This is a genomic window from Koromonas soli, from assembly GCF_059726265.1.
Genome location: NZ_AP040872.1, coordinates 1,473,194 through 1,493,489, shown reverse-complemented (window position 1 = coordinate 1,493,489; position 20,296 = coordinate 1,473,194). Strand labels below are relative to the sequence as shown.

The window sequence follows — 20,296 nt, the reverse complement described above, 5'->3', positions numbered from 1 at the left end:
AAAATCGCGTCGTTCAAACTTAGCCGAGATTTCGATTGGCTTTAGTATATCTAACTTCGAAAGAAACGCAAGCCTAAAGTTTTGCCCTGAGATAATGAAAATGCGCGTGAAATCTGAATTCCACGCGCATCAAGGACAATTCGATTTTTTCTAAGTAAAACCAACTACTACAGGCGGAAGAAGTCGAGGATTGCCTTCTTCATGACATCTCCACCAACATCGCTGATCGACTTGGTGAGAGGAATGTCCTTGGGGCAAACCTCGACGCAATTCTGCGCGTAGCCGCATTCCTGGATGCCACCGTCACCCATCAGGGCGTCAAGGCGCTCGTCCTTTAGAACCTTGCCGGTGGGATGCATGTTGAACAACCGCGCCTGCGCAATGGTCGCCGCGCCGACGAAACCGGTGCTCTCGTTGAACTGCGGGCAGGCCTCCATGCAGCAGCAGCAGCTCATACATTGCGAGAGCTGGTACGCCTGTTCCTGCACCTGGGGCATGATGCGCGGACCATCGCCGAGAGCATAGGTGCCATCGATGGGCACCCAGGCTTTTACGGCCTTGAGGTTCTCGAAGAGCACCGAGCGATCCACAACGAGATCGCGGATGACAGGGAACTTCGAGAACGGCTCGATGGTGATGGGATGTTCGAGATTGTCAACCAATGCCGAGCAGGCCATGCGGGCGCGGCCATTGATGAGCATGGCACAGGAACCGCAGACCTCTTCGAGGCAATTGGAATCGTAGTTGATTGGGGTCGTGGCTTTGCCATCGCGCGTCACAGGATTGAGCGCGACCTCCATGAACAACGAGATCACGTTCAAGCCAGGCTTCCAGGCCAGTTCGAACTCTTCCCAGAAGGGCTCGCTGGTTGCATTTATCTGACGCTTGATCTTGAAAAGTACGCTCTTATTCGCCATGAGTTTGTAAATCCTCTGGCTCCCGCTTCCAAGGCAGGGAGCCTAGCTCGTTGCTACTTGGTGTCGTAACGCCGTGGGCGCGGCTTAATCAGCGAAACATCGACCGGTTCCCATTCAAAGCGCGGCTCGTCAGCATCGGGAGCAAAGAACGCCTTGGTGGTCTTCAGGAAGTTCGCATCATCACGCTCAGGGAAGTCCGGCTTGTAGTGCGATCCGCGCGATTCATTGCGCAGGAAGGCACCCTGGGTGATGACACGAGCCAACTGCAGCATGTTATATAGCTGCCGGGTGAACATAAACGACTGGTTGGACCACATCGTCTTGTCGCTGAGGTTGACGTTACGATAGCGCTCAAGCAGCTCTACCAGCTTGGCATCAGTCTCCTGCAACTTGTTGTTGTAGCGCGAAACGGTTACGTTGCGCGACATCTCGTCGCCGAGCTCACGCCATAGCTTGAACGGATTTTCCGTGCCCGGGTTATTGATGAGCAGATTGTTGGCTTCGACTTGCCGCTTCCGCTCATTTTCAAACGCAGCGGCACCATCGCCCGAAGCTGCGCCATTCTTGGCGTACTTTGTCGCGTTGGGACCGGCGACGAATCCGGCATAGATGCAGCTCAGCAGGGAATTGGCACCGAGACGATTGGCTCCGTGAATGGAGTAGTCGCACTCGCCCACGGCGTAGAGGCCGGGGATGTTGGTCATCTGGTCGTTGTCAACCCAGAGGCCGCCCATGGTGTAGTGCATGCCCGGGAAAATCTTCATCGGCACCTTGCGCGGGTCATCGCCGACGAACTTCTCGTAAATCTCGAGAATGCCGCCGAGCTTGCGATCGAGGGTGGCACTGTCAATGTGAGACAGGTCGAGATAAACCATCGGCTGGCCGTTGATGCCGAGATGATGCTCGTGCACCACCTTGTGAATGGCGCGCGTGGCAACGTCACGAGGAACGAGGTTGCCGTACTTGGGATACCACTCCTCGAGGAAGTACCAGCGGTCGGCCTCGGGAACGTCCTTTCCCTGGCGGGTTTCGTTGGGATTCTTGGGAACCCAGACGCGTCCACCTTCACCGCGAGCTGACTCGGACATGAGACGGAGCTTGTCTTCGCCCGGAATCGAGGTGGGGTGAACCTGGATCATTTCACCATTGGCGTAGGCCGCACCCTGCTGATAAAGAGCGCCCTGTGCAGAGCCGGTGCATACGACAGAGTTGGTCGATTTGCCGAAGATGGCTCCGATGCCGCCGGTGGCCATGATGACGGCGTCGGCGGGGAATGTAACTACGTCCATCGAGCGCAGATCCATGGCGCAAATACCACGGCAAACACCCTGAGGATCGACGACGGCCGAGAGGAACTCCCAGTACTCGTACTTCTTGACCTTGCCTTCGGACTCGTAGCGTCGCACCTGCTCATCGAGAGCATAGAGAAGCTGCTGCCCGGTGGTGGCTCCGGCAAACGCCGTGCGATGGAAGAGCGTGCCGCCGAAACGGCGGAAGTCGAGGAGGCCTTCGGGAGTGCGGTTGAAGGGCACGCCCATACGGTCGAGAAGATCGATGATGCCGGGGCCCATTTCGCACATGGCTTTGACGGGCGCCTGGTTGGCGAGGAAGTCGCCACCGTAAACAGTGTCATCGAAGTGCGACCAGGTGGAATCGCCCTCGCCCTTGAGATTCTTGGCGGCGTTGATGCCGCCTTGCGCGCATACGGAGTGCGAACGCTTTACCGGAACGAGCGAGAACAGATCAACGTGACCGCCCGATTCCGCAACTTTGATTGCAGCGGAGAGTCCTGCCAGTCCGCCGCCAACGATGATGATCTTAGGAGTCGTTGTTGCCATAGATTTTCTCTTCGGCCTCGCCTAGCTTGCCTGTCTGCTGCTGGGAAGATACTGGGGGACGATGACGCTTTGCTCCTGAGTGCTCTCAGCGGGGCGATCCCATGCCGGATTGCGCTGCTGGGTCGGGAACTTGGCTACGAAAGCGTAGATGGTAATCAGTCCGATCACGATGAGCAGGACGGAGAGACCAACTCCGGCGGCCTGCGCGCGCTTCTGAGCCTTGGCTCCGGTGATGAGCCCCCACTTCGCGGCAAACAGGAAGAGTCCATAACCGAAATGCCACGAAGCGGCGACTACGCCGACGACATAGACGGCCAAGGCTAATGGATGCGAGAGCTCGTTTTGTACCTTCCAAAACGAGGCGTCGTAGTGATCTACGAGGTGAACTCCGGCGAAACGCATGTACCAGATGTGGTAACCGACATAAAGGAAAACGAGAATGCCGGAGTAGCGCTGCAACGTGTACATCCAGTTTCCGGCCCAGGGGTAGTCGATCACATTATTCTCGCCACGCCACCAGATGTAGATACCGTAGAGGGCATGGAACGCCAGCGGAACAAAGATTCCGAAGATCTCAAGCCATAAGCGGAAGGGCAGGCCGGTGAGGAACTTTACCTGTGAGTTGTAAGCGGCGACACCATTGGTCGCCTCGGCGTTTGAAATGAAATGTTCGAGCAAGAAAAGGCCAACAGGCACGATGCCTGTCAGCGATTGAAGACGACGCCACAGGAAAGAATGCCCGACGCCAGCCCGCAAGGGCGGAACACCCCGGCGCAGGGTAGTGCTAGTAGTTGTGGGAGCGGTAGAAGCCACATTATCTCCTTAGACCCCGGTAGGTAACGAGAACTAAAAACTATAGTTTCGCGCTGAAGTTGAGTCAACCATGCCTCAGATTCAACAGCGAAGCAAGAGTAAAGTTTTTGACCGAGGTGCCGGGCGGGAATGTCAATGGAGGCGGAGGGGAGCCGATTTCGAGTTTCGCAGGCGAAAGACAAGTTCAGAGAGCGTGGGCAGGGTTTCTCGGAACGCGATAGAATACTTTCATCGACGCACAGGCTCAGCGTAACGCATTGCGTGCGCACCTCCTTTGTCCTGTGGCCAAGATCAACAAATAAGCGATTAGCGGAGAAGCAAATGGACACGAATGGCAACGGGCTGCGGTTAAAGATCGGCCTCGCGGAAATGCTCAAGGGTGGCGTGATCATGGATGTCATGAGCGCGGAACAGGCGGAGATCGCCGAAAAAGCCGGAGCGGCCGCGGTAATGGCGCTGGAGCGTGTCCCGGCAATGATCAGAGCCGAAGGCGGAGTGGCTCGCATGGCATCGCCAAAGACCATTAAAGAAGTGATGAAAACGGTGAACATTCCCGTGATGGCGAAGGCGCGCATCGGCCACTTTGCGGAAGCTCAGATACTGCAGGAACTCGGCGTGGACTACATAGACGAGTCCGAAGTGCTGACACCTGCCGATGAAGAGAATCATATCGACAAACACGCGTTCAAGACTCCGTTTGTGTGTGGCGCGCGCAACTTGGGCGAGGCTTTGCGCCGCATTGCGGAAGGCGCGGCCATGATCCGCACCAAGGGCGAAGCGGGTACGGGAGACGTCGTTCACGCGGTCAAGCATATGCGCCAGATCGTCAAAGAGATGAAGCAGCTCACCGTGATGGATGAGCAGGAACTCTACCTGGCGGCGAAGACGCATCAGGCTCCTTACGAGTTAGTGCGCATGGTGGCAAAGGCTGGGAAGCTTCCGGTGCCGAATTTCAGCGCGGGCGGAATTGCGACCCCGGCAGACGCTTCGCTCGTTATGCAATTGGGCGCAGAAGCGGTGTTCGTGGGCAGCGGCATCTTTATGAAGCAGGGAGCAACGCCGCTGGATCTGAAAGACCCCAAGGAACGCGCGGAAGCTGAGTCGAGGGCAAAGGCCATCGTGATCGCCACCACTCACTACAAGGATCCGAAGGTGCTGGCCGAAGTGAGCGAACAAATGACGGGATCGATGAAGGGCCTGGCTGTGGCCGGAATCCCTGAAGCCGAGATGCTGCAAACGCGCGGCTGGTAAGAGTCTCTCCCGTATTCGCTAGATGATGCGGGGTGATAGTTCTGCTTACCCACATTCGCCGAAAGAGAGCGTATGTGGGCCACCAACTGGAGGGCGCAGCTTGCGGGCTGCGCTTCTTCTTTTTGCGGTAGAGTAAAAGAACAATGCTGAAGATTGGAATACTTGCCCTGCAAGGGGATTTTGAGGCGCACAGTCGGCGCATATCGGAGCTGGGCGCGGAACCGATACTGGTGCGGAAGCCAGAGCAACTCGAAGAAATCGATGGCCTGATTATTCCGGGCGGCGAGTCATCGGTGTTCTTGAATCTGCTTGGCGAGGAAGGCTTTCAGAAACTCGCTAACTTCGTGATGAACAAGCCTGCGTTTGGGACTTGCGCGGGTTGCATTCTGCTGGCGAAAGAGATCGAGAATCCGTCGCAAAAGGGAATCGGAGCGCTCGATATCACGGTGCGGCGCAACGCTTACGGACGGCAGATTGATTCGACGATCGTGGAGGGCGCAAGCAAACTCGCTGGCGGAGCACTTGAGCAGGTTTATATCAGGGCGCCGCGGATTGAGCGCGTGGGCGAGGCCGTGGAAGTTCTGGCCGAACGCGACGGCTACCCGGTGCTGATCAGGCAGGGGAGATTGATCGCCGCGACTTTTCATCCCGAGCTGAGCGATGATCCGCGAGTGCATGCGGAATTCCTGAAAGTCGTTGAGCAGAACAAAAAAGCACAGTCATGAGTGCAGAAACATCGAAGGGCAAATATTGCGGCCTGTGACCCGCGGAGCCACTAGATATCCGGCTTTGCGTAACGAGTGACGCTGTGCGTAGTGGGCGTTTTTGCACTGTCAACTTAAACATGGTATTTTGATGTAGTTACAACAATGAATAAGTAGAAGCAGGAGCGCGTCAGTTCCCAGTGTTAGCACGAGAGCAGAAAACCAACATCATCGAAAAGTACAAGACCCACACCAATGACACCGGCAGCCCCGAAGTACAGATTGCCCTTCTTAGCGAGCGCATCGGTCAGTTGAACGAGCACTTCCGCACGCACAAGAAGGATCACGCATCGCGTCGCGGCCTCCTGATGATGGTCAGCAAGCGTCGTAGCTTGCTCGATTATCTGAAGAAGTACGACACCGAGCGCTACAAGGCTGTGATTCAGAAGGTGGGTATCCGCAAGTAAACTTTCGCCTGAGACCGGCTTCAATGGCCGGTTTTTGCGTGTAATCCGCTGTACGTATTCGCGTAAACGGTGCGTACAGCGCACTCCCAATTTGTCGCATTGGAGCACGATGTCGTGCTACGTGGGGAGTGATTGGCGAAATCGTTGCGGCTGGAACTGTTCCTCTTCGCATTCTTACTGCGACTTGTCGCGTACTGCTCGCGCTTGTTGCGGTGGAGTGCTCCTATCGTGGACGCGCCCCTTGGCGAAAGGATTCAATGAAACAAGAAACAAGCGTTATCCTCTCCGGCAACAAAACCATTTCATTTGAGACAGGTCACTGGGCCAAGCAGGCTCACGGATCGTGCGTTGTCCGGATCGGCGAGACCGTAGTTCTCGCGACGGCCTGCGCGAACACAGAGCCTCGCGCCGGAATCGACTTCTTCCCCTTGACGGTGGACTACCGCGAATACACGTATGCTGGCGGCCGCATTCCTGGCGGCTTTATCAAGCGTGAAGGACGCCCGAGCGAGCGCGAAATTCTGACGAGCCGCCAGATTGACCGTCCAATTCGCCCTCTGTTCCCCGATGGCTTCCGCTGCGAAACGCAGGTCATCGCTTTTGTTCTGTCGGCTGATACCGAAAATGATCCGGACGTTGCTGGAATCAACGGCGCTTCGGTCGCACTGACGATTTCCGATATTCCGTTTGCCGGTCCGGTTGGCGCTGTGCGCGTGGGCCTGGTGAACGATCAGTTCGTGATCAATCCTACCTACAACGAACAGCGCGAGAGCAAGCTGAACATCATGGTGGTGGGAACCGCTGAAGGCATCGTGATGATCGAAGCGGGCGCGAACGAAGTGGACGAAGAGCGCGTGGTGGATGCTATCGAATTCGCCCACGCCGAGATTAAGAAGATCTGCGCTACGATCAGCGAGTTTGCGCAGAAGATTGGAAAGCCGAAGCGTGCGTTCGAGGCTCCGGTGATCGATCAGGAATACCTGAACAGCATTCGTTCGAAGGTCGGCGAGGCGCTGGCAGATGCTGTGAATACCGAGAAGTATCCAAAGCTTGAAAGCTACGCCAAAATCAAGGCGCTGAAAGATGGTCTGAAGGCTGAAATTCCGGAAGACCAACCGGAAGAGCGTACGAAGGCTGGCAAGTACTTCGATATTCTGCGCGAGATTGTGTTCCGCGAGCAGGTGACGAAGGACCGCCGCCGTCCTGATGGCCGTGCATTCGATCAGATTCGCCCGATCTGGACCGAAGTGGGCGTGCTGTCGCGCACTCACGGCTCAGCGGTATTTACGCGCGGCGAGACCCAGGCGCTGGTTACGACCACGCTGGGCACGAGCGATGACATGCAGCGTTTGGAACGCTTCGAAGGCGAGACCAAGAAGCGCTTCATGTTGCACTACAATTTCCCGCCGTTCTCGGTGGGCGAAGTTGGATTCCTGCGCGGAGCGGGCCGCCGCGAGATTGGCCACGGAGCGTTGGCCGAGCGCGCACTGACCGCCGTACTGCCGAGCGAAGATGATTTTCCCTACGCGATGCGCGTGGTGAGCGACATTCTTGAGTCGAACGGTTCGTCTTCGATGGCGACCGTGTGCGGTGGATCGCTGAGCTTGATGGATGCCGGCGTGCCGCTGCGCGCTCCGGTTGCAGGCGTCGCGATGGGACTGGTGAAGGAAGGCGAGGATTACGCCATCCTGACGGACATCGCAGGCGCGGAAGACCACTACGGCGATATGGACTTCAAGGTGGCCGGAACGAGCGAGGGCATTACCGCTCTGCAGATGGACATCAAGATCATGGGCATCACGCCGCAGATCATGCGTGAAGCGCTGGCCCAGGCCAAGCGTGGACGCCTGTTCATCCTGGACAGAATGTCTGAGTCCATTGTTTCGGGCCGCGAGACTGTGAGCACTCACGCTCCGCGGTTCTACACGCTGCAGATTCCGACGGACAAGATTCGCGACCTGATTGGACCGGGCGGAAAGGTGATTCGCGGCATCGTGGATGCCACCGGCGTGAAGATCGACGTGGAAGACAGCGGGCAGGTTCGCGTGGCTTCGAGTGACTCTGTTGCGGCCGAGAAAGCTTTGCAGATGATCAACGACATCACGGCTGTGCCGGAAGTTGGCCGGACGTATCTGGGCACGGTCACGCGGTTGGCCGAGTTCGGAGCGTTTGTTGAGATCATCCCGGGCACTGACGGTCTGTTGCACATCAGCGAAGTGGCTGAGCACCGCATTAAAGACATTAAGGACGAACTGAAGGAAGGCGACCAGGTGCTGGTGAAAGTGCTGGCCGTCGAAGGTAATCGCATCAAGCTGTCGCGCAAGGCAATTCTGAAAGAGCAGCGCGCGAAGTTGGAAGCACAGGGTGGTGGAGTTAGTCCCGCTCCGGAAGTAGCGGCAGCACCCGCGCCTGAGCGCTCGCTGGAAGGTTCGGCAGTGACCTTCGAGGGAGGCTTTGAAGAAGGGGAAGAGGAGAGCGACGAGAACTTCAATCGGGAAGACACTCCGAATGAAGCTCCGACGCATGCAGTAGCGGGCGGAAAACCGGCGGGAGCCGGAGATCCACGCCGCCGCCGCCGTCGTGGTCCTCGCGGGCCCCGCGGTCCCCGTCAGTAAGGAAGTTGGTTTGTAAGGAGGCCACGGTTCGATGCCGTGGCCTTTTTGCGGTGTACAATCCTGCGAAGCTCCTGATGCGAGGTGTAAATGCTGGAATCGCTTCCGTTTCTGGAGAGAACGTTGCAGGCCACTCCTGCAGATACGGTGGGCACTGTGTTGGTTCGCCTGGCGGTCGCCGCCGTGCTGGGCGGTGCAATCGGGCTCGAGCGAGAGGTGAAGCATCGGCCAGCAGGACTGCGCACCAACATGTTCATGTGCTTCGGCTCGGCAATGTTTACCATTCTGTCTTCGTTGCTGGCCGGAAGCGGGCAGGATCAGACGCGAATTGCGGCTCAGATCATTGCAGGCATTGGATTCATTGGTGCAGGTTCGATTCTGCATCATCGAGCGGGTGTGCAGGGTGTAACGACGGCGGCGACGATCTTCGTTGTAGCTGCGATTGGGATGTGCGCAGGTGCAGGGCTGATGTTTCCAGCTGCGATGGCGACAGTGCTTGTCATCTTCGGGCTGCTGATTCTGGGAATCCTGGAGAAGAGGGTATTCGTGCGACCGTATCCGGCTACGTACAGAGTAGAGGCGATGGACACGGATGAACTCTATCGGCTGGTGAATCAGGGACGTGCGGATAATGCCAGCAGGATTGAACAACTAAAGATGTCACACGACCGTACGTTAGCTCAGGTTGATTCACGCTGGAGGCACAGCCGAAGACGCACGCCGATTTAGAGAAGACGCTGCGGGATGGCTTCGCCAGCCGCAAGATTATTTCATTCAGTTCAAGCGAACGGGAGTAAGCATTGCAGAGGGGAACTGGAGTTCCATTCGTCAAAGCAAGCGCGTACGGGAACGATTTCCTGATCGTGCGCAAAGAATTGCAGGGAGAAGACGCAGCTGCGCTGACTCGGGCAATTTGCGACCGTCACAATGGCGTGGGTGCAGATGGCGTGGAGTGGTTGAGCGACGAGCAAGGTCATGACGCGCGTATTCATCTGATTAACGCGGATGGCTCGTTTGCGGAACTATCGGGAAATGGCACGCGGTGCGTTGCGGCTCACCTGGTTGCAAGCGGGGGCGCAAACGATCTGCTGATCGCCACTGATGCGGGTTCGAAACGCTGCAAGCTCACTGGGCAGAGCGGGAATAAGTATGACTTCCTGACCGACATGGGATCGCCGAAGGTAGAGCAGCCATTTCGTGTTGACGCTGGCAACGCTCGTTATGAGGGTGTGCCTGTGTCGATGGGGAATCCGCACTTTGTGATTTTCGTCGAGGAGTTTCCGGCGGAATGGCAGAAGGATTCGCAGGCGATTCAGGCCCGCTCAGATTTGTTTCCCGAGGGCGTGAACGTGGAGTGGGTGCAGGTGAAGAGCGCCGGGAAGATCGCTATTCGCATTTACGAGCGTGGCGCGGGCGAGACCCAGTCGTCGGGTACCGGGAGCTCGGCTACGGCTTCGGCGGCCATCGCAATGCGGGGAGCTTCGGAGAACTTGATGGTGGTTGCCCCCGGAGGCGCACAGCGCGTGCAGTGGAAATCGGGCAGTTCGCTGATGCTGGAAGGGTCGGCGATTCTAATCTGCTCGGGAGAATACTTCCTGTAGCGGTTTTCGTTTAACATCATGGCATGAAGTCAGAGCCCATTCAGTTTGGCAATCGTCCTGCCGTATTGCGGAAGCTGCGCAAGATTGGCGTAGTGAGCGCGGCGAGTTGTGTGGATGGCGATGCGCTGAAAACAGGTGCGGCAGAGTTAAGTGCTGCGCTCGGGGTCGAGGTTGAGATCTCTCCGATAGCGCTGGAACGCGACGGCGATTTTGCCGGTGCTCATGGAGCGCGAGCGGCAGCGCTGATGGAGATGTGGCGGCGCGATGACGTGGATGCGATTGTCTGCTCCAGGGGCGGATATGGATCGAATTATCTGCTGCCACTGCTGGACTTCGAATTTCTTAAACAGAAGCCAAAGCCGTTTGTAGGGTATAGCGACAACACGTCATTATTGCTCGCATTGGATCGCGCTGGCATCGTCTCCTTCCATGGGCCGATGGTGGCCAGCGATTTTGCGTGCGGCCGCGCTGATGTGGCTTCGTTCGGCGCGGCTTTGCGCGGTGAGGCGCTTGGGTTTGAATTTGCAGTGGGCTCGGGCGTGAGCACGATCGTAAGCGGAACCGCCGAGGGAAAGATTATCGGTGGGTGTCTGTCGGTTGTAGTGGCTTCGCTGGGAACACCGTGGGAAATCGATACTGAGGGAAAGATACTCTTTCTGGAAGATGTGAACGAGAAGCCGTATCGCATCGATCGAATGCTGATGCAGCTTTCACTGGCTGGGAAATTGAAAGGCGTCCGCGGATTTGTGTTCGGCGAGATGCTGAAGTGTTCTTCGGGTTGCGCGGAGGACGAGTCGGTACGCGAGGTGGTCGAGCACATCGTTGCACCTCTGCGGGTGCCAGTGGTGTTTGGCGTTCCGTCAGGGCACGTCGAGGCAAGGAATCTCACAATGCCGTTTGGTGTGCCGTCGATGCTGGAGAGCTCCGAGCGTGGTGCGCGGTTGCGGGTAGAGGCGTCTTCGCAGCTCGAAGCGACAGTTGGAAATTTATAAGGATTAGTGGCATTGATGAAAGCTCGCTCGATTCACTTGATTGGAATTTGCGGCACGGCGATGGCGTCACTGGCGGGGATGCTGAAAGCACGTGGGCTCGATGTGCGCGGCTCGGACGCGGCAGCATATCCGCCGATGTCAACGTTCCTGGAGTCGCTGGGAATTCCCGTAATGCAGCCGTTTGCAGAGGAGAATCTGACGCCGGCTCCGGATGTCGTAGTTGTAGGGAACGCGATTTCGCGTGGCAATCCTGAATTGGAGTATCTGCTGGATCAGCGACTGCCGTTTGTGTCGATGCCTGAGGTGATTCATCAGGAGTTTATTCGCGGACACAATTCGCTGGTGATTGCCGGAACGCATGGCAAGACCACTACGACGAGTATGACCGCGTGGATATTCGAATATGCTGGGCGCAATCCGTCGTTTCTAGTGGGAGGGATTGCGGAGAATTTCGGCTCCAGCTTTGCGGTGACGGACGGCAAGGAATTCATCATCGAAGGCGATGAATACGATACGGCGTTCTTCGACAAGGGGCCGAAGTTCCTGCATTACTTTCCGGATGCGGTGATTCTGACATCGGTTGAGTTTGACCACGCCGACATATATCGCGACCTCGAGGCGGTGAAGTTCGCATTCAAACGGCTGGTGAACCTTGTGCCGCGGCGCGGGAAAGTGATCGCCTGGGACGGAAGCGCGAATGTTTCGGAGTGCGTGGAGCGCGCGTTCTGTCCGGTAGAACGTTATGGCTTTGGCGCGGACTCGTACTGGCACATCAGCAACGTGAACTATGGAGCGAGCAGCACGAAGTGGACGGTACATCGCGGAGACGAACACTTCGCGGATTTTGAGTTTGCACTGGCGGGTGAGTACAACGTGCTGAACGCAACAGCGGCAGCGGCACTGTCATATTCGTATGGCATTCCAGCAGAGACCATCGCGGGAGCGCTGCGCGGGTTCCGGAGTGTGAAGCGGCGGCTGGAGGTGCGCGCGGAGATTGACGGCATTACGGTGATTGACGATTTCGCGCATCATCCAACGGCGATTGCAGCTACGTTGAGAGCGCTGCGAGACCGCTATGCAGGCCGCAAGCTATGGGCAATTCTGGAGCCGCGCTCGAACACGCTACGGCGGAATGTCTTTCAGCATGAGTTGGTGGGGAGCCTGTCGCAGGCGGATCAGGTTGTGATCGCCAGTGTGTTTTTCAAGACTACTGACGCGCTCAAGCCGGAAGAGCGACTCGACGTTGATGCTGTGGTCGGCGAGCTGAAGGCGCGTGGAGTGATGGCACGGCAGCTGCCGGATGTGGACGCAATCGTGCGCGAGGTGGCGCCAGAGCTGGCGTCCGGAGATGTCGTCGCCATTCTTTCCAATGGTGGTTTTGGCGGAATTTACGAGAAGTTGCCGGCGGCGCTGCAGGTGCAGTCAAGGTGACGATGCTAGCAAGACGTGGACTACTGATCGCAGCTCTCACAGTGCTGGCGGGTTCGCTCGCAGCACAGGATTCTCCTTACTGGTGCCCGGCACAGGGCGTAGCGTATGGCGTTTCGCTGAAGCGGACGAGCGAGCACATGGTGCATGTGGACGCAGTGGCGCATCAACCAGTCGGACAATTCCAGCTTCCTGTGTGGAATGCGCTGTACCAGGTTCGCGATTTCGCGGTGAACGTGAATCATGTAAGAGCATACGAGGGCGTTCCGGAGTGGATGTGTGACCGCTGCGATACGAAAGACGCACGTGCAGAGAAATCAGACAAGACGACCTGGAAGCTGACGACCTCTGGCAACCATCCCTGCGTGACTTTCAGTTATGACGTGCTAACGAATGATGAAGGAACGTTTGGAGCGGCGCTTGATGCGCAGCATGGTTTCTTTAACTGGGCGCAGGTGCTGGTGTATCGACCCGAAGATCGCGCGGCTCCGGTATCGATTCGGCTGATGGATCTTCCTTCCGGGTGGAGACTGCATGACGGTGGTGTGCTGGGAGCACGAACCGGCGACGAACTCGCCAATGCTGCGACCGCGCCGAAATACGACCGGCTGGTGGATTCACCGGTGATGGTGGGGAAGTTGTACGAGAGCGGATTTGAGCAGGGTGGTGCGAAGTACGAGATTGTGGTGGATTCGCCAGATGTCGATCTTGCTGCTCTTCGCGTGATGCTGAAGAAGATTACTGCGGCGGGCGTGGACTGGATGCAGGACCGTCCGTATGACCAGTACACTTTTCTCTACATGGTGGCTCATGGTTCGGGGAGCGGCGGCATGGAGCACGCCTACTCAACCGCAATCGATGTGGCTGGCGACCGCATGAAACAGGACGTGACCAGCGCGGCCGGGGTTTCGGCGCACGAGTTTTTTCATCTCTGGAACGTGAAGCGAATCAGACCGCAGTCGCTGGAGCCGATCGACTACACGAAAGAACAGTACACGCGGGCATTGTGGTTCAGCGAGGGCATGACGAGCACAGCGGCAGATATTCTGCTGGTCCGCGCTGGGTTGCAGGACGAGAAGCGAGCACTGACGCATTTGGCGGGAGTAATTGGAACGTTGCAGGCTCGCAGCGCACGGCTGACACAATCGGCGGAGGAGTCGAGCCTGGATACGTGGTTCGATGTGTATGCCGCATATCATCGTCCTGACCGCAGCATCTCTTATTACACGAAGGGCGAGATACTTGGTTTCCTGATTGATCTTGAGATGCGCAGGCTGACCAATGGGCGGCGTTGCTTACGTGACCTGTTCCAGTACATGAATCAGCGCTACGCGAAGCCGGGAACGTACTTCGACGATTCGGAAGGCGTGCGGCTGGCACTGGAGGTTTTGACGGGAAGTGACTTCAGGGATTTCTTTGGAAAATATATCTCAGGCACGGACGAACTTCCGTATCAGCAGGCATTCGCTTACGTGGGACTGAACCTCGGCCATCGGCAAGGCGAGCAGCCTTATGTGGGATTCACGAGTTCACGTGGGCTGGGGCGGCCAACGACGATTACGCGTGTCGATGAGAATTCGGCTGCGGGGCGGATGCATTTGGCCGTCGGAGATGCGATCATGGAGGCGGATGGCGTTGAAGTCACGGGCGACTTCAACCAGGTACTCCAAAAGCGCGAGCCGAAGAAGCCGGTTCATCTGAAGGTGAGAGCAGCTTCGGGAGAAGTAAGAGAGCTTGACTTGCCTGTAAGCACAAAGAAGATCGACGAATATCAATTTGAGGATTTGCCGAATCTCTCGCAGCAGATTAGGAGCCGCCGTACGGCATTCCTGCGCGGTGAAGCGGACGCGGGAGTGGCGCAGTGATCCGTTTGTTTTTTTGTGTCTTGTGCTGGGTCGTGCTGGCGATAGTAGCAGCGCTGATTGGATTTCCGGCGCTGTATATCACCGGGCGAATCGACGTGCTCTGGAATATCTCGCTGTGGGCGGCGACGACTGGTTATCGTCTGGCGGGGATAGGAGTGCGCACGGAGGGTATGGAGCGGCTGGAAGATCGCGCCTATCTTTTCATGGCAAACCATGTTTCGAACCTGGACCCTCCGATTATTACGCGGGCGCTGAACCGGCGAATCTCAATCATTGCAAAGCAGGAACTCTTCAAGATTCCGCTGTTTGGGCGGGGGATGCGGGCTGCGAATTTCGTCGCAGTGGATAGGGCAAGCCGAAAGTCGGCGATCGAAGGCGTTCGTGGCGCGGCACGCGTACTGCAATCGGGCACGCCGATGCTGGTGTTTCCGGAGGGCACTCGTTCACGTGATGGGCGCTTGCTGCCATTCAAAAAAGGACCGTTTCACCTTGCGATGGAGGCAGGCGTTCCGGTAGTGCCAATCACCATTGTCGGCAGTCACGAGGCGTGGCCGAAGGGGGCGATGGTGATGCGCAAAGGCGAGGTCACAGTCAAGATACACCAGCCGGTTGACCCGCATCTGTTTGCGAGCAAAGAAGAACTGCTTGCGGCTGTTCGGGCGTCAATCTACAGCGGGCTTCCAGAACAGTATCGCGACTCGACTACGGTCGAACCCGCCTCTCACTGATCGACATGCCGACACCGACCTCAAACGCAACCTCGGTAGGACACTTGGAGCCGAGGTCGTAGGCGCTGGAGTATTTGCGGCCAGTCTCGTCTTCGAAAGCAATGTTGAACTTGCAGGGCGCGCCGAGCACTACCATGTGGCGATGTGTCTGCTCGTTACGCAGTTCGGGCAGCCCAAAGATGCCAGTGGGGTGCTTGATCTCGACGTTCTGCATGGTATGGCCGGAGTGATTGAAAATATCCACATACATCACCGGCTTGGAATAGTTGCACCCAGCGGAAAACAGCGCCATCGACGAGAGACAGCCGAGAACCACGCGAGCAGCACTCTTCATGGCTGACATTCTACGCTGGAAAGCGGCGAATCTGCACGCCACCAGCGTGCTTACTTTCTCTCAATTAGCCGCGCACTGAGGACGACACCATCGCGCCCGTCATGCAACTTGATGGGGAAGACCAGCACGTTCCACTGCCAGTGCTGCGACTCGGCAGGGAGGTGGGGCATGGCTCGGTTGTTGCGGCGGTCGATGTAGGTTTCGCGGGTGTCGGCAACGGTGCGGATGATTTCTCCCCACTCGTCGCGCATTTCGGGAAAATGGTCGAAGATGTTGCGGCCGACGTACCATCCACGGCGCTGGTGACTGAGGGCGGCAAAATAGTCATTGACGTATTGCCAGTTGCCCTCGCGATCGAGAATCTCGATGACCATGTCGTCGCCCATGGCCAGGATGATGCGCGAATAGTAAAAGTCACGCGAATCAACCACGACAGGACGCCCACGGCGCTTGGCTTCGAAGCTGCGAAGGGCCTGCACCAATTCTTCGACGGAACTGTTGCCTTTGAGCAGATGCATGTCCGCAATGCCGCCGAACTTGCGCTCGAGCGTCGCGGAAAGAATGATGATGGGCACTTCGGGGCGCTTGACGCGAAGGGAATTAGCGACCTCGGTACCAAATTTGCCCGCGCCGAGGTGGTAGTCGAGGACAGCGATGTCGATGTCGTTCAGCTTGGTTTCAGCTTCTTCGATCGAAATTGCGGTAACGACTTTGTAGCCCTTCTGCCGAAGAATGGTGGAGCGCAACAGCAGGTTCTCTTCGCGATCATCCAGGAGCAACACGCAAATCGGTTTCTGATCTTCGGACTTGCCACCTTCTACCAGTTCGAACTGCTTCGATTCATCCATCCGCTGTCTCCACCTTTTCGAACCTGTTGATATCGGATGCAAACTAGAACTTTGGGGCACAAATTGCGCTATTCGGTACCGCGACTTAACTTTCGGAGCGCCTTAGCGAGCTCGGGAAGCTTGTTGAATACTGCGACGGCCCGCAACCATTGACGATTTTCAATCGCCGGATAGCCGCTGACCATGGTTCCCGGCGCGACGTCGTGGGGAATACCGGTTTGCGCCGTGGCGATGGCGCCATCTCCTATAGTCAGATGTCCGGCAACACCTACCTGACCCGCCAGAATTACATTGTCTCCTACGTGAGAGGAGCCACCGAGTCCCACCTGCGAGCAGAGCATGGTGTGTTCGCCAACTTTGCAGCCGTGACCAACTTGCACCAGGTTGTCTATCTTCGTGTCGGCTGCCACGCTGGTGACACCGATGCTGGCGCGGTCCACGCACGAGTTTGCCTGCACTTCAACGCGGTTGGCAAGGCGAGTGGTGCCGGACTGCACGATCTTGTGCCATCCGCGGGCGCCATCCCGGGCGAAGCCGAAACCGTCGGCTCCAATCACAACTCCATTCTGGAGCGTGACATCGTCGCCTAACTCGCAGAATTCGCGAACCTGAACATGGGAATGCGCGAAGAACCGGTTGCCGACTTTCACTCCGCGGTAGATGACGACATGCGCCAGTAGCACGGCATTCTCGCCGATGACCACATCAGCGTCGATGACGACATAAGGACCAATATGAGTCCCCGCTGCGATTTTGGCTGAAGGGTCGATGACGGCAGTGGGGTGAATACCCGGAGAGTATCTAGGTGGCTGGTAGAAGAACTCGAGCGCGCGTGCGAACGCCAGGTAGGGATTAGCGATGCGCAATACCGGATGCTGCGAAGCAGGGAAGTCGGGTGGCACGAGAATCGCGGCAGCCTTGGTGGTGTTCGCCATCGGAGTGTACTTGGGGTTGGAGATGAAGGTAATTTGCTGGGGGCCAGCTTCTTCGATTCCGGCGACACCGGTGATCTCAACTTCAGGCGAGGCGTTTTCAAGGGTTGCGCCCAGGCGCTGGGCAATATCTGACAGTTTCATCTTGGGTCTAGCCTACAGGAGCAGCACCTCAGAAGTCAGCAGAAACAAAACGCTACTCGGTTGGAGCCTCGGTGAAAAGAAGCGGAGTTTGCTGTTCCGGCTCCGGTTGCCGACGTTTACGGGCAGCTGAGCCAATCACGGCTAATACGGTGATTTCGGAGAGTGCGGAACGCGGAACAAAGATTCGCTGGATGTTGCCGCGTGTGTCTGGAGGATTAAGGAAGTAGCCTTCAGCGCGTACCTGGGTGAGATCGTTGGGCATGAGACCCTCAAGCGTCTCAGCGTCGCGGAAACGCAGGCGGATCCAGAGCCCTTCGATGCGAGGCCGAGTGGTGAACGTCTTGCGCTGCAAAGAGTTGGCGTCGGCAAAGTCGCGGACGAAGTACACTCCCTTGATCTCGTTGAGATCGATGAGAACAACGTTTCCGGCGGTGTTGAGCAGCTCGAACTTTTGCCCGACAAGAAAGTCTTCGGACGCAACGTAGCCTTGTACGCTGTCGCGGTCCACCTTGCGGACGATGACCTTCTTGTGCGTGGACGCCATCTTCTTAGATACCAATTCTCAGAGAGAGTACCTAATCCTCGATTGATTGTCGCACTCCCTTGGTTCAGGAGGAAACAAAATCCACCGAAGAGGTAATTGAAGAGTTACCGTGGAACGCCTTAGTTTCATATTCACTAGAATATCAACAGCCGTCTGGCATTCAGAGTAGCCAAGCGTATCGCGCTTGTGATATTGTCTGGAGTTTGTAGCGGGAATGTTGCAGTTCGCTGTAAGTAGCTTGCCGTGAACGAGTTAATGACTGGATGTTTTGGGTCACAGAATTCTTAATTGTTTCAAGTGTTTTTGTAACTCTGTGCATTTAAGTATCTGATAGCAGTGCGTTAAACACCATGGCCGATTACATCTACACAATGGAGAGCCGGCTGACCCCCGACCAGTTGCGGACGGTCAACACGGTTCAGCAGATAGCCCGGTCTCACGGCATGAATGTGTATTTGACCGGAGGGGCGACCCGCGACATCCTCACTGGATTCACCATCCGCGACCTTGATCTTACAGTTCAGGGGAATCCACTAGAACTCAAGAAGGACTTGGAAGAAGCAGGGGCGATTATCGACATGGTCGATAACACGTTCAGGATGCTGCATGCCGTCTTCCAGGGGACTCCTGTGGAGATTGCGATGGCGCGGTCAGAGGTGTTTGACAAGCCCGGCAAACCGCCAGCCATCACACCTGCGACGATCAATGAGGACTTAAAGCGACGCGATTTCACCTTTAACGCCATGGCGTTGTCGCTGAATGACGGCTCCAGAGGCTTGCTGCTCGACCCGTTCAATGGCGCTGCCGACATCGAAGCACGGCTGATTCGAGTGCTGCACAGCTACTCGTTCCTGGAAGACCCTTCGCGATTGATTCGCGCGACACGTTTTGCCGCCCGTTTTGGCTGGGAACTGGAAGAGCGAACCCGCGCACGTTACGAGTCTGCCAAAGAAGGTGAGTATATTCAGTACCTTGGGCAACGTGCAATCGGATACGAAATCGAGCAGATTGCACACGAAGAGAGCCCGGTGGCCGTTATGTACGCGCTGGAGCGCGAGGGCTGGCTGAAGGTTCTGTGCTCGAAGTGGACGGCCGCTAAGGCAGACGATCCTGAACTGGCAAAGCTGCTAAAAACGCGCGCCACTATGGCGGATTTCAATATCAATGTGGATGCGGCTCCAGCAGTAATGCACTTTCTGACGCACAGGCTCGGGCATGATGAGATTGCCGAGATCCAGAAACTGATTCCACACCGTGAGTTTGTGGAATCGTGGAAGCGGCTGGACAGCGATGCTAAGGAACTCTCGAAGAAGTTGCTGTCGAAGGAAGCTGCGTCAAATTCAGGGGCCTGGAAGACTCTGGCTGAGGCAAAGCCTGAGGCGCTGCTGTATCTTGACGTGACCGGCAAGAACAAGACGGTTGACGACAAGATCAAGAACTTCTTTGGAAAGTGGCGTCAACTGCAGGAAAAGATTCCTGTAACAGAGATGGCGTCACTGCGGATTACTCCGCAGTTGCCGGAATATCAGCAGATTTGTCAGGAAGCTTTCATGCTGATCCTAGATGGAAAGCTGCGTTCCGAAACCGAAATCATGAAGTTTCTGGCTCCTTATGAGCCACCTCCTCCGCCACCGCCTCCGACGCCGGTGCGCCGGGGAAGGGCTGCAGCGAAGAAAGCCGCGGCGGGGGCAGCAGTAAAAGTTCCTGCAACTCCTCCGGCGGCCGTTGCCGAGGCGCCAGCTCCCGCCGAAAAGGCTGTAGAGGAGAAGCATCCGGCAGAGAAGCAGGTTGCGGCTGCGGCAGCAGCGAACGCCGGAAGTAAGGCATCCGCGCAGAAGAAAGTTGCGGTTGTGGAGAAGAAGCCTGTGAAGCAGGCAGCCCCGCCAGCCAAGAAAGTCACGATGGCGGCCCCAGCAAAGAAGTCCGCAAAAGTTGCGAAGCCAGAGCCGAAAGCTCCAGTCAAGCAGGTTGCGAAAGGGAAGCCGCTACCAGTGGTAAAAAAATCTGCCAAGCCGGTGAAGAAAGTCGCGGCTAAAGGAAAACCTGTCGCGAAATCGGCTAAACCGTTGGCGAAGGTTGCGCATAAGAAAGTAGCCGCGAAGGCTGTGCCGAAATCAAAGCCCGTGGCGAAGAAGATCGCCAAGCCTGTGAAGAAGGTGGCGGTAAAGAAATTGGCGAAGAAACGGTAGTTCTAAGATCAGTTCCGGAACCCAGAGTTGGAAAAACGCCAACTCTGGGCCACCCTGTTGTACTTGCTTCTGCGTGTGTCGGCGAGCGT

General features: G+C 56.9%; 18 protein-coding genes. 11 read left to right on the top strand and 7 right to left on the bottom strand.

The genetic code is table 11. The features are described from left to right. Positions 1-167 precede the first annotated feature (167 nt). Genes sdhB through AC6IY8_RS06445 form a run of 3 tightly spaced genes read right to left on the bottom strand, consistent with a single transcriptional unit; the run spans position 168 to position 3,568 of the window. Positions 168-917, bottom strand: coding sequence for a succinate dehydrogenase iron-sulfur subunit (gene sdhB / locus AC6IY8_RS06455; protein ID WP_497777927.1), 750 nt, complete (start codon positions 915-917; stop codon positions 168-170). Between the two features lie 53 nt (positions 918-970). Beyond that, positions 971-2,755, bottom strand: coding sequence for a succinate dehydrogenase flavoprotein subunit (gene sdhA / locus AC6IY8_RS06450; RefSeq protein WP_497777926.1), 1,785 nt, complete (start codon positions 2,753-2,755; stop codon positions 971-973). A 21-nt stretch (positions 2,756-2,776) separates the two neighbouring features. Further along, the gene (locus AC6IY8_RS06445) at positions 2,777-3,568 is read right to left on the bottom strand and encodes a succinate dehydrogenase/fumarate reductase transmembrane subunit (RefSeq protein ID WP_497777925.1); all 792 of its coding nucleotides are present in this window, start codon (positions 3,566-3,568) and stop codon (positions 2,777-2,779) included. 321 nt (positions 3,569-3,889) lie between these two features. Here AC6IY8_RS06445 and pdxS point away from each other — a divergent pair, with 321 nt between their 5' ends. The 10 genes from pdxS to AC6IY8_RS06395 all read left to right on the top strand — a co-directional run bounded on the left by pdxS (position 3,890) and on the right by AC6IY8_RS06395 (position 15,216). Continuing rightward, positions 3,890-4,819 carry a pyridoxal 5'-phosphate synthase lyase subunit PdxS gene (gene pdxS / locus AC6IY8_RS06440; RefSeq protein WP_497777924.1) on the top strand — a complete coding sequence of 310 codons (930 nt, stop codon included), beginning with the start codon at positions 3,890-3,892 and terminating at the stop codon, positions 4,817-4,819. Between the two features lie 143 nt (positions 4,820-4,962). Beyond that, the gene (gene pdxT, locus AC6IY8_RS06435) at positions 4,963-5,544 is read left to right on the top strand and encodes a pyridoxal 5'-phosphate synthase glutaminase subunit PdxT (RefSeq protein ID WP_497777923.1); all 582 of its coding nucleotides are present in this window, start codon (positions 4,963-4,965) and stop codon (positions 5,542-5,544) included. A 179-nt stretch (positions 5,545-5,723) separates the two neighbouring features. Further along, on the top strand, positions 5,724-5,990 hold the full coding sequence (rpsO, locus tag AC6IY8_RS06430; RefSeq protein WP_497777922.1) for a 30S ribosomal protein S15: 267 nt from the start codon (positions 5,724-5,726) through the stop codon (positions 5,988-5,990). A gap of 257 nt (positions 5,991-6,247) precedes the next feature. Further along, positions 6,248-8,605, top strand: a complete 2,358-nt coding sequence (gene pnp, locus AC6IY8_RS06425) for a polyribonucleotide nucleotidyltransferase (protein ID WP_497777921.1) — start codon at positions 6,248-6,250, stop codon at positions 8,603-8,605. An 87-nt stretch (positions 8,606-8,692) separates the two neighbouring features. Then, positions 8,693-9,331: an MgtC/SapB family protein gene (locus AC6IY8_RS06420; RefSeq protein ID WP_497777920.1), complete on the top strand. Its 639-nt coding sequence runs from the start codon at positions 8,693-8,695 to the stop codon at positions 9,329-9,331. 71 nt (positions 9,332-9,402) lie between these two features. After that, positions 9,403-10,203, top strand: a complete 801-nt coding sequence (dapF, locus tag AC6IY8_RS06415) for a diaminopimelate epimerase (protein WP_497777919.1) — start codon at positions 9,403-9,405, stop codon at positions 10,201-10,203. Between the two features lie 23 nt (positions 10,204-10,226). Continuing rightward, positions 10,227-11,195: a S66 peptidase family protein gene (locus AC6IY8_RS06410; protein WP_497777918.1), complete on the top strand. Its 969-nt coding sequence runs from the start codon at positions 10,227-10,229 to the stop codon at positions 11,193-11,195. A 15-nt stretch (positions 11,196-11,210) separates the two neighbouring features. Beyond that, complete coding sequence (mpl, locus tag AC6IY8_RS06405) at positions 11,211-12,626, top strand: UDP-N-acetylmuramate:L-alanyl-gamma-D-glutamyl-meso-diaminopimelate ligase (RefSeq protein ID WP_497777917.1); 1,416 nt, start codon at positions 11,211-11,213, stop codon at positions 12,624-12,626. A gap of 2 nt (positions 12,627-12,628) precedes the next feature. Then, positions 12,629-14,488: a M61 family metallopeptidase gene (locus AC6IY8_RS06400; RefSeq protein WP_497777916.1), complete on the top strand. Its 1,860-nt coding sequence runs from the start codon at positions 12,629-12,631 to the stop codon at positions 14,486-14,488. Further along, entirely contained in the window at positions 14,485-15,216 is a 732-nt protein-coding gene (locus AC6IY8_RS06395; protein ID WP_497777915.1) for a lysophospholipid acyltransferase family protein, read from the top strand. Before AC6IY8_RS06400 ends, AC6IY8_RS06395 begins: the two co-directional genes overlap by 4 nt. Here the strand turns inward: AC6IY8_RS06395 and AC6IY8_RS06390 are convergent. From AC6IY8_RS06390 to AC6IY8_RS06375, 4 genes are all read right to left on the bottom strand, one after another. After that, positions 15,191-15,550 carry a hypothetical protein gene (locus AC6IY8_RS06390; protein WP_497777913.1) on the bottom strand — a complete coding sequence of 120 codons (360 nt, stop codon included), beginning with the start codon at positions 15,548-15,550 and terminating at the stop codon, positions 15,191-15,193. The two genes, AC6IY8_RS06395 and AC6IY8_RS06390, sit on opposite strands and share 26 nt — an antisense overlap. Before the next feature lie 50 nt (positions 15,551-15,600). Beyond that, the gene (locus AC6IY8_RS06385) at positions 15,601-16,398 is read right to left on the bottom strand and encodes a response regulator (RefSeq protein WP_497777912.1); all 798 of its coding nucleotides are present in this window, start codon (positions 16,396-16,398) and stop codon (positions 15,601-15,603) included. Between the two features lie 68 nt (positions 16,399-16,466). Further along, positions 16,467-17,474, bottom strand: a complete 1,008-nt coding sequence (lpxD, locus tag AC6IY8_RS06380) for a UDP-3-O-(3-hydroxymyristoyl)glucosamine N-acyltransferase (protein WP_497777911.1) — start codon at positions 17,472-17,474, stop codon at positions 16,467-16,469. Between the two features lie 52 nt (positions 17,475-17,526). Next, complete coding sequence (locus AC6IY8_RS06375; protein ID WP_497777910.1) at positions 17,527-18,033, bottom strand: DUF6982 domain-containing protein; 507 nt, start codon at positions 18,031-18,033, stop codon at positions 17,527-17,529. Positions 18,034-18,368: 335 nt separating this feature from the next. On the opposite strand from AC6IY8_RS06375, the gene AC6IY8_RS06370 reads away from it, so the two are divergent. Then, entirely contained in the window at positions 18,369-20,207 is a 1,839-nt protein-coding gene (locus AC6IY8_RS06370; protein ID WP_497777909.1) for a tRNA nucleotidyltransferase/poly(A) polymerase family protein, read from the top strand. The last annotated feature ends 89 nt before the right edge of the window (positions 20,208-20,296 follow it).

Coding starts and splice junctions, on each gene's coding strand:
- sdhB (WP_497777927.1), bottom strand. CDS start 917: ATGGCGAATAAGAGCGTACTTTTCAAGATCAAGCGTCAGATAAATGCA.
- AC6IY8_RS06390 (WP_497777913.1), bottom strand. CDS start 15,550: ATGAAGAGTGCTGCTCGCGTGGTTCTCGGCTGTCTCTCGTCGATGGCG.
- pdxT (WP_497777923.1), top strand. CDS start 4,963: ATGCTGAAGATTGGAATACTTGCCCTGCAAGGGGATTTTGAGGCGCAC.
- AC6IY8_RS06385 (WP_497777912.1), bottom strand. CDS start 16,398: ATGGATGAATCGAAGCAGTTCGAACTGGTAGAAGGTGGCAAGTCCGAA.
- lpxD (WP_497777911.1), bottom strand. CDS start 17,474: ATGAAACTGTCAGATATTGCCCAGCGCCTGGGCGCAACCCTTGAAAAC.
- AC6IY8_RS06420 (WP_497777920.1), top strand. CDS start 8,693: ATGCTGGAATCGCTTCCGTTTCTGGAGAGAACGTTGCAGGCCACTCCT.
- AC6IY8_RS06410 (WP_497777918.1), top strand. CDS start 10,227: ATGAAGTCAGAGCCCATTCAGTTTGGCAATCGTCCTGCCGTATTGCGG.
- AC6IY8_RS06400 (WP_497777916.1), top strand. CDS start 12,629: ATGCTAGCAAGACGTGGACTACTGATCGCAGCTCTCACAGTGCTGGCG.
- pdxS (WP_497777924.1), top strand. CDS start 3,890: ATGGACACGAATGGCAACGGGCTGCGGTTAAAGATCGGCCTCGCGGAA.
- AC6IY8_RS06370 (WP_497777909.1), top strand. CDS start 18,369: ATGGCCGATTACATCTACACAATGGAGAGCCGGCTGACCCCCGACCAG.
- pnp (WP_497777921.1), top strand. CDS start 6,248: ATGAAACAAGAAACAAGCGTTATCCTCTCCGGCAACAAAACCATTTCA.
- sdhA (WP_497777926.1), bottom strand. CDS start 2,755: ATGGCAACAACGACTCCTAAGATCATCATCGTTGGCGGCGGACTGGCA.
- mpl (WP_497777917.1), top strand. CDS start 11,211: ATGAAAGCTCGCTCGATTCACTTGATTGGAATTTGCGGCACGGCGATG.